The organism is Agrobacterium sp. LR_9, assembly GCF_041954855.1.
Classification (GTDB): domain Bacteria; phylum Pseudomonadota; class Alphaproteobacteria; order Rhizobiales; family Rhizobiaceae; genus Agrobacterium; species Agrobacterium leguminum.
In genome coordinates, this window is sequence record NZ_JAVAYA010000015.1 from 33,878 (window position 1) to 46,101 (window position 12,224).

Sequence of the window (12,224 nt, forward strand, 5' to 3'; positions counted from 1 at the left end):
TGACTTCATCTTGTCAAAACCCCGCCGGCCGCCTGAACGGCCTCGGGAGTATCCACGTCCAGATGCGCCGCATCGCCGATATCCACGTCGATAATCGGTAGCCCCGATGTTTCGATGATATGTCGTGCTCCGATATCGCCCTCAAGCCGCATTACAGCGTCGCCAAGCGATTTGGGAAGAATGACCGGGTTGCCACGCTTTCCCCGCGAGACTGCGCGGACGATTGCACGCCCGGAAGCAGAGCGGAAGGCTGCAATCAGGAGATTGAGATCGCCTGCCTTCACGCCGGGCATATCGGCGAGCATGACGAGAACACCATCCGCATCGCGCGCTGCCGGAGTTGAAAACCCTGAAATCAGCGAGCTTGCCATACCGGACGCATAGTCAGGGTTCTCGACAGCTGTCAAATCCAGTCCGGACAGCACCGCCATAATCTCGCTCCGCCGGTGGCCTGTCACGACGACGACGGATGCTGCGTCGGCAGTAAGGGCAGTCTTCGCCGTATGGCGCACCAGTGGCTCGCCATCGAATTCGGCCAGCAGCTTGTGAGCACCGCCCTCGCCCATTCGACTCGCCATCCCGGCAGCCAGAATGACCGCTGCAACCGTCACCGGTCGACTGGGTTCTGTGGCGCTTTCTCGCGGCCGTGGCCTGGTCTCGATTTCCATCAGCAGCCCGCCGACACCCATGCCCGTCAAATCCCGGGCATCCGGCTTCTCACCGGCCAGAATGCGATCCAAAACCCAATCGAAGCCATTCTCCTTTGGGCTCCGCGCACAACCAGGCGCCCCCACAACAAAGGTCTCGCCAATCCGTCCGAGAACAATGAGATTGCCGGGATCGACGGGCATACCGACGCTCAAGATCTCGCCTTTCGCCTGACGAATAGCTGCGGGGATAACATCGTCCTTATCGATTACCGCCGAGGCACCAAAGATGATGACAAGCTTCGGGAAGGGTTCAGAGGTGGCTATCACCTGACTGATGGCGGCGGCGACAGCATCATGTCTGTGAGCCACCCGCTGCTCGCGTTCCAGCCGGTTGCCGTATGAGGCAAGCCGGCGCTCCAGAATACGCGCAGTCTTGTCCATGACCGCGGGCTTGAGCGACGGCAGTTCGGTGGCGATAAGGGATACCGCGTGTTCACTGAACGGTTTGACCTCCAAGGCCACAGCCGTTCTCAAGGTGTCACAAGCGGCCTCGACCTTGCTGCCCGGCACGGCAAGGGGAATGATCTTGAAAGTCGCCACCATATCGCCTGCCCGGACACGCACATGATCGGCGAGACAGGCCAGCGTGATCGCCGGATCGATCCGATTGACGCAATCAACGACGTAACGATCTGCAACGAAGAGCCCGTCACTGGCGGCATAGACATTTACGCGTCCCGTCGTGGCCTCGGAGAAACGCAGGTGGTCCCGCGCGACAGCTTCGGCAAGCCGCCGGGCTGCCTCGTCTTCGTTGAGGTCGCCGTCCTCGATCCGCGCTGCGGTGACGCTGACGATACCGGCCTGTTTGAGTGCCTCAACGTCCGCTCGAGAAACACGGTGCCCTTTGCGCAAGGTCCGCTCCGGCAATCGGACCGCGTGCGCCAGCATTAGTTCTTCCGCCCTGGCGACTGGAAATTCGCCGAACTTCATTGAATCTCACCCTTCCGCGATCCCATATCACGCGTTCGCAACGCCTCTATGATCTGTGCGAGGATAGCGACCGCGATCTCTGCCGGACTGGAGGCACCGATAGGCAGCCCGACCGGCCCGTTGATGCGGGTGAGCGCTTCGTCGGCAAAGCCCTCGGCCCTCAGGCGACCCAGACGCGATGCATGGGTTCTTCTGCTTCCGAGTGCCCCAACATAAAAGCAACCGCGACGCAGGCCCTCCGCAATCGGGAAATCGTCTATTTTCGGATCATGCGTCACTGCAACGAGCGCAGTATAAGCGTCGAGGGGCTTCTCCTTCAGTGCGTCTGAGGGCCAGTCAGCAATCAGATCGATCCCGGCAAAACGCTCAGGCGTCGCAAATGCCGTCCGCGGATCGATAATACGTACACTAAAGCCAGCGAGTGCTGCCATCTTTGCCAAGACCTGACTTATATGGACGGCTCCGATAATGACGACATCGGGTGGCGGCAGATAAATGTTCAGAAAACAGCGACCACCGTCAATCTCAACAACGCTTGAACGCCTGGACCGGAACGCAGAAGCCACCGCCTCGCCGAGGGCGCCGTTGAGCTTGTCACCTTCTGCAATGACGCTCGACTTACCACTGTCGAGATCGGTGACCAATGCGGCCGCAGCCCGTGTGCGTCGGCAGGCATTCAGCCGTTCCAGTGTCGAAAGGTCCATCAGCCAAGCTTTTCTACATAGACGCGAATGCGCCCGCCGCAGGAAAGCCCGGCACGCCAGGCCGTCTCATCGGAGACACCGAATTCCAGCATCTTTGCCTCACCGGTGCCTATGACCTCCAGTGCTTCGGTAATAACGGCGCCCTCCACACAACCTCCGGAAACAGAGCCTTCGAAATTGGCGTCGCTATCGATCACCAAATGGCTCCCTGTCGGCCGCGGCGCCGAGCCCCACGTCTCGATGACGGTGGCTATCGCCACCTCGCGCCCGCTCTTCCGCCAGGTCTCGGCGATCACCAATGGATCCAGGTTAATCATCATCTCATCTCACCCATATATCACCCCTCACGCTCTCCAAGCCTCTCCTGCCGCCTCGCCATCAGGATCAGAATGCAGCTGAAGGATCGTTTGTCATTCCTGGCAGCTCTTTTCGCCCTCATCCTTTTGACTATTTCCGACCCGCAACGACGCTGTCGTCAAGATTCACACTACGCATAAATAAATTCCCTGCCGCCTTTTTGGCGTACTTAATTCGGAACGCCAATCCTGGCGAAGCAGCTTCAGGCCTGAACCCTATTCCGCCGGTGCGTTCGCAGTCGGCGGGATACGAGACGAGCGCGACCTCCCGAGACCGGCCAGCCTGCGGGTTACAACGTAGAGAACCGGAATGAGGAATATGCCGAAGACCGTCGCCGCGATCATCCCGCCCATCACGCCGATACCGATAGAATTCTGGCTCCCGGCCCCCGCGCCCGAAGCAGTTGCGAGCGGCAAGACCCCGAGGATAAAGGCAAAGGAGGTCATGAGGATAGGTCGAAGGCGTTGACGTGACGCCTCAATCGTCGCCTCGACAAGGCTTCTCCCTTTCACTTCTTCCGCTGTCGCAAACTCGACAATCAAGATTGCGTTTTTCGCTGTCAGTCCGATCGTCGTAAGCAACCCGACCTTGAAGTAAACATCATTCAGCTGGCCGAACTGGCTTGCCGCGATCAGTGCTCCCAAAATGCCCACCGGAACCGAGAGCATGACAGAAAAGGGAACCGTCCAGCTTTCGTAAAGTGCGGCAAGCGCCAGAAAGACGACGATGACGGAGATGATGTACAGTTGGAGGGCCTGATTGCCTGCGAGACGCTCCTCCGCCGATAGGCCGGTCCATTGGTGGGAGAACCCCGCTGGAAGATCAGCGACCATGCGATCAATCTCCTCCATTGCTTGCCCGGAACTTATCCCAACTGCGGGCGAACCCTGGAGCTGAACTGCGGACACGCCATTATATCGCTCGAGTCTTGGTGACCCAAAACTCCAGTTCCCGGTCGAAAAAGATGACAGAGGAACCATCTCACCGAGATTGTTGCGGACATGCCAGCGCTCGAAGTCCTCCGGCTGCATGCGAAATTCGGCGTCGGACTGGACGTAGACGCGCTTTACTCGGCCGCGGTCGAGGAAGTCGTTTACGTATGTGCCTCCCCAGGCTGTAGACAAAGTGGCGTCAATATCCGACAGGTTGATACCCAGTGCGCTCGCGCGGTCGCGATCTATAGCGATCGAGTATTGTGGCGTGTCGTCCTGTCCGTTGGGGCGTGTACCTGTCAGCCGGTCGTTTTGCGCTGCCGCGCCCAGCAGCTGGTTGCGGGCAGTCATTAAAGCCTCGTGTCCGGCGTTGCCGGTGTCGCGAAGAAAGAAATCGAAACCACTATTATTACCAAAGCCCGGGATCGCAGGAGGATTTAGCGCGACGACACGGCCGTCGGATATCTTCGTGAAAGCCGCCATTGCCCGCTGGACAATCGCCGCGGCCGATGCCTCGGGAGTACGCCTTTCATCGAAGTCCTTCAGCGCGACAAATACGGTAGCGACATTCTGCCCCTGTCCGCCGAAACTGAAGCCGACAGATCCGAATATGCCTTCGACGTAATCACGCTCATTTGTCAGGTAGTGCTCGATGACCTGATCCAGAACTCGCCGTGTACGGTCAGCCGTCGCGCCTGGCGGCAACTGGACGGCGGTCACAAGGCGTCCCTGGTCCTCTTCGGGAAGAAAAGCAGAAGGCAGCTTTGTGAACAGCGACCCCACTCCAACAGCGATTGCTATGCACATGACGACGCCAACCGCGATGCGGCGAAGCAGAACTTGAGTGGCGTTTTGATACCCGTTTGTGAAGCGAGCGAACCCTGCATTGAACCATCGAAAGGGCGCAGCCTTCGCCGCTCCGTGGACTGGTCTCTTGAGGAGAGACGCGCAAAGGGCGGGCGTCAGCACCAGCGCGACAAGGACAGACAGGATCATGGATGTGATAATGGTAACAGAAAACTGTCGATAGATGATACCGACGGAGCCAGAAAAGAAAGCCATAGGAATGAACACAGCGGCCAGGACGGTTGTGATGCCTATGAGCGCGCTGCTGATCTCGCCCATTGACTTGATCGTCGCCTCGCGCGGGCCGAGGCCTTCTTCCCCCATGACCCGCTCGACATTCTCCACGACCACGATGGCATCATCCACCAGGAGACCGATCGCCAGCACCATCCCGAACATCGTGAGGGTATTGATGGAGTAGCCGAGCAGTTCCAGAACGGCGAACGTGCCGAGAAGCACGACTGGAATGGCCATCGTCGGGATAATTGTAGCTCGGATATTTTGCAGGAACACATACATGACGATGAAGACAAGGACGACGGCCTCGATGAGCGTAACCACTACTCCCTCAATCGACAATCGAACGAAAGGCGAGGTGTCGAACGGGTAATGTACATCCACGCCGGGCGGAAAATTCGGTCGCTGCCGCTCAATCTCGGCCCGAATGGCTTCAGCGGTATCCAGTGCGTTTGCATCTGCCGCCAATCGGAAACCGACGCCGGCCGCTGGCGTACCACTGTAGGTGCTTGAGAGGGTGTAACTCTCCGCACCCAGCTCCACCGTCGCAACGTCGCTCAGGCGGATAACGGATCCATCTGCATCACTGTCGAGAATGATCGCCTCGAATTGCTCTGCGGTTTGCAGACGACTGCCCGCTGTAACCGTGGCGTTAAGTTGCTGGCCACGTCGCTGCGGTACGGCACCGAGTTGGCCGGCGGAGACTTGCGTATTTTGCGCGCGCACAGCCTGCGTGACGTCGCTGACCATCAACCCGTGCTGAGCCAGCTTATCCGGATCGATCCAGATACGCATCGCATAGCGATCAGATCCAAGAAGGCGTGCTTCCCCGACGCCGGGAATCCGTCGTAACGTATCCATGAGCGTAGTGTCGATAAAGTCGGCGATATCGTTCCCGTTGAGACTTCCGTCGGATGATGCGAGAGCGGCAATCAAGAAAAAGCTTGCGGTCGATTTTGAAACGGTCAACCCACTATCGAGCACAGCCTGCGGCAAGCGTGCTTCAACAAGCTGGAGGTTGTTTTGAACCTGCATCTGCGCCACATCGGGATCAGCTTCGCTTGTAAAAGTGAGCGTGATCGAAGACTCGCCGGTCGCAGTGGAATTCGAGGAGATATAATCGACATTGTCGATCCCGGTCATCCCTTGCTCGATTACCTTCGTGACCGAGTCTTCGACGGTCTGTGCATCGGCCCCGGGATAATTCGCGGTGATCCGAACCGCCGGCGGTGCAATTTGAGGATATTGGGAAATCGACAACGAGGGGATCGAGAGCGCCCCTGCCATCATGATCGCAACTGCCAGAACTACGGCGAAGATGGGTCGTTCGATAAAAAAACGCGACATGACATAAATCCTATTGAAGCGAGAAGGTGCGCGCGCGCTCAACAGCCTTCGCATCGCGGCTCGGCTCACGTGACGCCGCCAAGGCCTGCTCCACGCCCCGCACCACCCCCGTGTCATCTTCAACGACGACCATCTTGACACGGACGTTCTGTCCGACCCGAGTTCGCTGCGATCCCTCCACTACCAGGCGGTCGCCCTCGGCGACGCCATCGGTGACGAGCCAGTTGTTCCCTACGGACCGGTCAACGGTCAGAACACGTTCTTCAATTTTTGAATCCCCGGTGACAAACCGGGCAACGGCTTGTCCGCGGGAATTGCGGGATACGGCCCGTTGAGGGACGAGGAAACTGCTTTCGACAAAGCCTTCTTCAATAAGGGCACGGACATACATGCCCGGCATTAGCATCCCGTCAGGGTTGGGGAAGACCGCACGCAACGACACCATCCCGGTTGACTGTGAAACCGCTGACCCAAGGAACTGAAGCTTGCCGGGATGCGGGAAGCGTGAACCGTCCTCAAGCTTCAGCTCGACTGCGACATATTCTCCATTTGACCGGATGCTGTTGGAGGCCAGCGCCCTGTTGAGTGCCAGGAGGCTGGCACTAGACCTTACAAGATCCACATTGATGATGTCGTGCTGACGGATGACGGTCAGCGGCTGCGCCTGGTCCCGCGTAACCAGAGCCCCCTGTGTGACGGCTGAGCCATCCACCCGTCCGCTGATCGGGGCGACTATTTTTGTGTAGCCAAGTTCGATGCGGGCCGCCTCAAGTGCAGCCGTCGCCGCTGCAACGTCTGCTTCCGCCTGTAGCAACTGCGTCCGGGCAATATCCAGTTCCTGCTCACTAACAGCATTGTTGGCGGTCAGCCGCTCGTAGCGTTCGAACCTGGCCCGGGCGCTTGGAACCGCGCTCTCGGCTCGCTGCAAGGCAGCTTGGGCATTTCGGTAGGCAACTTCAAACGGCGTCGGGTCCAGTTCGTACAGGACATCGCCAGCTGCAACGTTGCTACCCTCTACAAACACGCGCCGTTGGATCGCACCGGTCACGCGGGGGCGAACCTCAGAAACCAGATGGGCACTCGTCCGCCCCGGCAGTTCACGCGTGAGAGATACGCTTTTTTGTTTTAGTTCTTGAACACTTACTTCGGGATCCTGGGCCGTGGCCGACTGTTGTGCCTCGACCTCTGAATTGCAACCGTGCAACGCAAAACTGCAAAACCCGAGGAAAACCATATGAAGGAGGACCATCTTGGAACGTCGGACCATTTTAAAACCCCGTGCTTGATAGTGCTGTCGTTGGCTTTCGCAGCGTAACGGTTTTCAACGTAACGAGGTCTTGTCACGGCGATATGCCGGAGACTTCAGAAATTGTATCAATCTGTCGCCTGCTATTCACGCGGGGAGACAGCTACCGAGCCCGCCCCCGGTAGCTCGCTTATGAAGCCTCTTGAAACAATTCAGCGTTCTCAGCGCGCAATTGACCGAGCAACTGTTCGGATGTGGCCGATCGCTGTTGGGCAAACCGCAGCAGCCGTTGCGCGGCAGTGAGCGCGTTCTGGTCGCCCAGCTCCAGTTCATTCTCTTTACAGAAAATGATAAGCGCTTGTTTGACCTCACGAATCTCTAAAAGTCCAAGTGTCATGTTCGGTCTCCGAATTGCTGAACCGACGCTATGGTGACAGTGTGGTGTCTCCTGGCTTTGCCAAAGATGTAATAACTCGTGCCCAGACGACGACACCCGGTTCCCGGCTTCGCATGCGGGGAAGCGACCGCTTTTTACCGGAGATTGGACCGTCAACGATCAGAATGGCCTGTTCATGCGACCCTTCGCACTTCGAAAAGCTGATATCGCGTGAAACGCAATCCCCTCGGGGTGAACCACGGGCCAGGCCCTTGCGACAACTCGCCTGAAGACTGAATACGGCAGCTCATATGTCGTCTAAAAGACACAACGTCTGTCCTCCGGAACGGTTTGGCCGAAATGCAAAACATTTTGTCCAGATATCGAAATGCTCGTGGTCACGAAACTGATTAGAAGACTAAAATAGTCAAGTTAATCGGGACGATAGAGCATGAACAGCGACGCGGATAGCAAGCCAGATGGTCAAAACAAACTCCAAAACCAATATAGCATGAAACTCCTTGTTTGCGTGTGGATGCTCGCGATCGTGGCCACGTCGGCTATCCCCGCGATTGCCCAGGAAGCGACCGAACAGGAATCGACCATCCTCAAGCCAATCGTCATAACTGCACGAAAAACGGAAGAATACATAAGGGACGTGCCTCAAAGCATCACCGTCGTAAAGCCGGAAGACATTGAAAGCAATGCACTCGACTCAGGCGGAGCGATCGCAGCAGCGTCTCCAAATGTCGTATGGCAGAATGCGTCCGTGGGCAGACAGTTCTTTTCGATACGCGGCATCAGTTCGCTGGGCGTGCCGAACAACTTCTCCGATGGCACAATCGGCTTTACGGTTGATGGCATACCCCAGAGTATGTTGAGTTCTCAGAATATGCTCTTTGACATCGATCATGTGGAAGTCCTTCGCGGGCCGCAGGGAACGCTTTGGGGCACGAATGCGCTCGGCGGCGCAATCAACGTGACCACCAAACAGCCAGACGGCGAACACGAGGCAAAGATCACAACCGAATACGGAGGACATGGCTATGCCATGGGCGAAGCCACACTCGGCGGCGTGCTGATTCCCGACGCCTTGAACGGGCGAATGGCAATTCGCTTCAATCACTATGACGGGGACATCGACAGCCTGTTCACCGACGATCTCGGCGCAAGAAAAATTGGTGCCTTTCGCGGAGGGCTGCAATTCAATGGCCTCGATGACACGACCATCGCACTAACCGGGAATTATCTTCGTGACGATTCAAACGCCCCCTTTTCTCTTTTGCGTGGAGCGCCAGGGTTTCCTGTCAGTGGAGTCGTGACAGAACCTGACTATGTTACGACGCATGCCGATGTCGGACTCACTATCAAGCACGAGTTCGAAAACTTTTCCCTCACGTCCATTACAGGCTTTCAGAGTAACAAGATGACGGCCCGGACCGAAGCAAATGATGTGCTCATTCCATCGTTGTTCCCGTTGGTAGGGAGCAATGTTTGGCACGGCGTCGACAAGGAAAAAATCTTCAGTCAGGAAATCCGGCTTAACTCCCTTGAAGGGGACGATATCAGGTGGGTCGTGGGAGGAAGTCTCAATTACTCGGATCTCGACCACAGCTGCACCGCTCCTCAATGCGCGCCATTCCCATATTCCGGTCTCGTCACCATGGACACGAACCTTCGAGCTTTGAATCTCGGCCTGTTCGGTGACGCCTCCGTCCCGCTCGGCGACAAATGGGAAGTGTCATTCGGGGGGCGCCTGAGCCATGATGACATCAAATTCAAACAGACCAACGATCTTCGGGTTGCCAGCCTGACGGGCGATAGCGATGCCGACGGAACCTATCTTACAGGACGCGCCGCGCTCGCCTACAAATGGAACGAAACCGCACAGAGCTACGTCTCCATCGCCCGGGGTCATGGAACCAGAATTTACCCGCTGTTTTCCTATCCGAACAACGGTATCGTGGCCGACGCTTATCCGGCGGCAGAGAACTGGACTTACGAACTTGGAACCAAAGTCGCACTTTTCGATGACCGTCTCGAACTGGACGGGAGTGTCTTTTATAATGACGTGAAGAACGGCGTCCTGAGCTATTATGATCCGGGCCTTGGAGGCTTCGCCACGACTTTCCAGAGTTATGAGACGTCCGGGTTCGAACTGCAGGCGCGTGCTGCAATTACGGACGAATTGAGCTTCAACGCGGGCGTAGGCTACACACACACCCGCCTCGGTTCGGACGGAGCGAGCTCGATTTTCGAAGGCAACCGGGTTCCCAATATCCCGGAATGGAGTGTCTCGGCGGGCCTGGCTTATGAAACGGATGCTGAAATGGTAGGCTTGCCCGGCTCGTTCAATGCCGCCATAGATTATCAGTACAGAAGCTCTCGCCCTGCTGATGTGCAGTCCACATTCGACCTTGACGCCTATAGCATCGTCAATGCCCGGGTCGGCTGGAAAAACACAGGCGGTGATTTTGAAATCTACGGTTTCGGACGCAACCTGTTCGACGAACGCTATGAAACGTTCGGTTCCGCCGGTTTCCTCGGCAGCCAGCTTGTTTCCGTGAGCCAGGGCCGCGTCCTGGGGGTCGGGATTTCAAAATCCTTCTGACCGGCTACGCTATAGCAGCGCTATGATGGCATGTGCGTCTGCGCCAATACTGATTGAAGATGATGAAGAGGTTTTCCAATGCCTATCCTGGAAGAATTCGAGACCGAATTTGATCCTGATACGGTGGATAAACCTCTCATCGTCGTTGGTGCAAAAAAAGCGGTTTCCTATTGGGAGAAGGGACAACACGCACACAACAAGGCCTCGCTTTTGCTGAACCTCAGAGGAATGGTGACTTGCGAAGCAGACGATGGTGTCTGGATCGTCCCTCCCCATTCCGCGCTGTGGATGCCCGCAGGGAAAGCTCATTCGGGGCGCTTGTCTGGTAACATCGAATGCTACGCGGTCTTCATCGACCCTGAATTGATCACCAGGCAGCCAAAGTCCTGCGCAACTCTTTCCGTTTCGCCTCTCTCGAGGGAGCTGGTTCTCAGATGCGCGCAGTCGCCTGTCGATGCGCCATTCTTCGACGCGGATTTTCGCATCCTGGCTGTCCTGTTGGATGAACTCGATGCTGCACAAGAAGTGAAGCTCTCGTTCCCGATGCCGAAATCGGCTCCCCTTCAGCAGCTTGCAGATTTGCTTCTCAAATATCCGGGAGACAAGGCGACTTTAGCCCAATGGGCAGCGAGGATCGGATTGAGCGAACGCACCTTGAGCCGATCGCTTCAGCTTGAGACCGGCATGAGCTTTGGCCGGTGGCGACGTCAGCTGCATGTCGTCCTCGCCCTTCAGCGACTGGGCGACGGCGAAATCGTTCAAAATGTCGCAATAGATCTTGGATATGAAAGTGCAAGCAGTTTCGTGACAATGTTTCGAAAGACGTTGGGAAAGCCGCCAGCCCGGTATCTGATGGACCAAAACTACAGCCTGACCGAGGTGCACCCGTCTTGAAATTACCGCTTCATCTTCGTGCACCCGAAATCCGACGACCCTCCCGAATCCCGAAACCAATGCAATATTGCCGGTCAGCTACGGCGTTATCTGGTCGCATCCACGATGCCGCGCCTCAAATCCGCCGCGACGGCCTGAAATAATTGATGATCGACTGCTTTTCCCAGACCCGGACACTCATTTCCATCCCCCTGCACATCAACGCCGATAGCATACAAGGTGTCGAGTGCTGAAACATCTAGTGTCGCAACGACGTTGGGGTCTTTCCTGACCTCGGCTTCACCCATCGCATGTTGAACCGTAACTCCGTCCGCATGTGCGCTACCGAACGATATAAACAATGAAAACAACATGACGATCACAGGGAGGTAGGGAGTTCGTGACATGACTGTTCCTAAAATATCAGCAGAACTGGCGACGGGTGATGTCGATCGTCGACGACCGACAAAAAGATGACATCCTATGTCATGTTTGCCTGATTTCTGCATATCGGCATCCGGACAAAATATATCGCGATCCGGCCAAATGGCTTTGATCAAGCGGATTGCGTGACCCGGCCGGCTCAGGTTTGCGATTCGAGCAGATGTGGCGGGTTCTTACTTATCCGGCGCCTCCGACAAGAGACGCTGGGCAAACCCCAAAGCCTCTTCTTCGGAACCAGCAATGAGCAACGGATATCCCCAGAATTTGGCGAATGCCGCCGCGAACGCCTTCATTGCCAGGCGCTTTGCTGCGCCGGGCTCAATATGGACCATGCCTTTCACATATGTACGCAGATCGTGTTTGTGTCTTTTCATCCATAGAGAGACCTGCTTTTTTTCCTCCTGGGTGTGCTCGTGGTCGTCTTCCTCAGCAGTCAGACTGAGAAAAACGAACTTCTCCTTCCGTGCCAGAAGAGCTTCGAATCTTTCGAAATCTTCTTTGTGATCATGTTCTGGCTCTGCGTGACTATGTGTAAAATCGACCCAGACGTAGGGGAACTGAGAGGCGTCCATTTTCATGATTTTCTCCTTCGACCTTGCCAGATTGCTTTT

10 protein-coding genes are annotated in these 12,224 nt (G+C 56.6%); 2 read left to right on the forward strand and 8 right to left on the reverse strand.

All coding sequences use genetic code 11. The features are described 5' to 3' along the window. Window positions 1-5 precede the first annotated feature (5 nt). The 6 genes from RAC79_RS17255 to RAC79_RS17280 form a co-directional block, all read right to left on the reverse strand. Window positions 6-1,640: an NTP transferase domain-containing protein gene (locus RAC79_RS17255; protein ID WP_374997331.1), complete on the reverse strand. Its 1,635-nt coding sequence runs from the start codon at window positions 1,638-1,640 to the stop codon at window positions 6-8. Then, window positions 1,637-2,344, reverse strand: coding sequence for an XdhC family protein (locus RAC79_RS17260; protein WP_374997332.1), 708 nt, complete (start codon window positions 2,342-2,344; stop codon window positions 1,637-1,639). Before RAC79_RS17260 ends, RAC79_RS17255 begins: the two co-directional genes overlap by 4 nt. Then, window positions 2,344-2,664, reverse strand: coding sequence for an XdhC family protein (locus tag RAC79_RS17265; RefSeq protein WP_374997333.1), 321 nt, complete (start codon window positions 2,662-2,664; stop codon window positions 2,344-2,346). The genes RAC79_RS17260 and RAC79_RS17265 overlap by 1 nt, the downstream gene beginning before the upstream one ends. 252 nt (window positions 2,665-2,916) lie before the next feature. Beyond that, window positions 2,917-6,063 carry an efflux RND transporter permease subunit gene (locus RAC79_RS17270; protein ID WP_374997334.1) on the reverse strand — a complete coding sequence of 1,049 codons (3,147 nt, stop codon included), beginning with the start codon at window positions 6,061-6,063 and terminating at the stop codon, window positions 2,917-2,919. A 10-nt stretch (window positions 6,064-6,073) separates the two neighbouring features. After that, entirely contained in the window at window positions 6,074-7,330 is a 1,257-nt protein-coding gene (locus RAC79_RS17275; protein ID WP_374997335.1) for an efflux RND transporter periplasmic adaptor subunit, read from the reverse strand. Window positions 7,331-7,499: 169 nt separating this feature from the next. Then, window positions 7,500-7,706 carry a hypothetical protein gene (locus RAC79_RS17280; protein ID WP_374997336.1) on the reverse strand — a complete coding sequence of 69 codons (207 nt, stop codon included), beginning with the start codon at window positions 7,704-7,706 and terminating at the stop codon, window positions 7,500-7,502. A 430-nt stretch (window positions 7,707-8,136) separates the two neighbouring features. On the opposite strand from RAC79_RS17280, the gene RAC79_RS17285 reads away from it, so the two are divergent. Together RAC79_RS17285 and RAC79_RS17290 are read left to right on the forward strand one after the other, a co-directional pair. Beyond that, window positions 8,137-10,296 (forward strand): TonB-dependent receptor, encoded by a 2,160-nt coding sequence (locus tag RAC79_RS17285; protein ID WP_374997337.1) that lies wholly within the window; start codon window positions 8,137-8,139, stop codon window positions 10,294-10,296. Between the two features lie 78 nt (window positions 10,297-10,374). Further along, window positions 10,375-11,190 (forward strand): helix-turn-helix transcriptional regulator, encoded by an 816-nt coding sequence (locus RAC79_RS17290; protein ID WP_374997338.1) that lies wholly within the window; start codon window positions 10,375-10,377, stop codon window positions 11,188-11,190. Window positions 11,191-11,276: 86 nt separating this feature from the next. Here RAC79_RS17290 and RAC79_RS17295 read toward each other — a convergent pair whose 3' ends face one another. Further along, the gene (locus RAC79_RS17295; protein ID WP_374997339.1) at window positions 11,277-11,729 is read right to left on the reverse strand and encodes a hypothetical protein; all 453 of its coding nucleotides are present in this window, start codon (window positions 11,727-11,729) and stop codon (window positions 11,277-11,279) included. Between the two features lie 57 nt (window positions 11,730-11,786). Continuing rightward, window positions 11,787-12,191: a hypothetical protein gene (locus RAC79_RS17300; protein WP_374997340.1), complete on the reverse strand. Its 405-nt coding sequence runs from the start codon at window positions 12,189-12,191 to the stop codon at window positions 11,787-11,789. Window positions 12,192-12,224: the final 33 nt, after the last annotated feature.

Excerpts from the sequence above, each read along its gene's own strand:
- RAC79_RS17255 (WP_374997331.1), bottom strand. The coding sequence starts at position 1,640 with ATGAAGTTCGGCGAATTTCCAGTCGCCAGGGCGGAAGAACTAATGCTG.
- RAC79_RS17260 (WP_374997332.1), bottom strand. The coding sequence starts at position 2,344 with ATGGACCTTTCGACACTGGAACGGCTGAATGCCTGCCGACGCACACGG.
- RAC79_RS17265 (WP_374997333.1), bottom strand. The coding sequence starts at position 2,664 with ATGATGATTAACCTGGATCCATTGGTGATCGCCGAGACCTGGCGGAAG.
- RAC79_RS17270 (WP_374997334.1), bottom strand. The coding sequence starts at position 6,063 with ATGTCGCGTTTTTTTATCGAACGACCCATCTTCGCCGTAGTTCTGGCA.
- RAC79_RS17275 (WP_374997335.1), bottom strand. The coding sequence starts at position 7,330 with ATGGTCCGACGTTCCAAGATGGTCCTCCTTCATATGGTTTTCCTCGGG.
- RAC79_RS17280 (WP_374997336.1), bottom strand. The coding sequence starts at position 7,706 with ATGACACTTGGACTTTTAGAGATTCGTGAGGTCAAACAAGCGCTTATC.
- RAC79_RS17285 (WP_374997337.1), top strand. The coding sequence starts at position 8,137 with ATGAACAGCGACGCGGATAGCAAGCCAGATGGTCAAAACAAACTCCAA.
- RAC79_RS17290 (WP_374997338.1), top strand. The coding sequence starts at position 10,375 with ATGCCTATCCTGGAAGAATTCGAGACCGAATTTGATCCTGATACGGTG.
- RAC79_RS17300 (WP_374997340.1), bottom strand. The coding sequence starts at position 12,191 with ATGAAAATGGACGCCTCTCAGTTCCCCTACGTCTGGGTCGATTTTACA.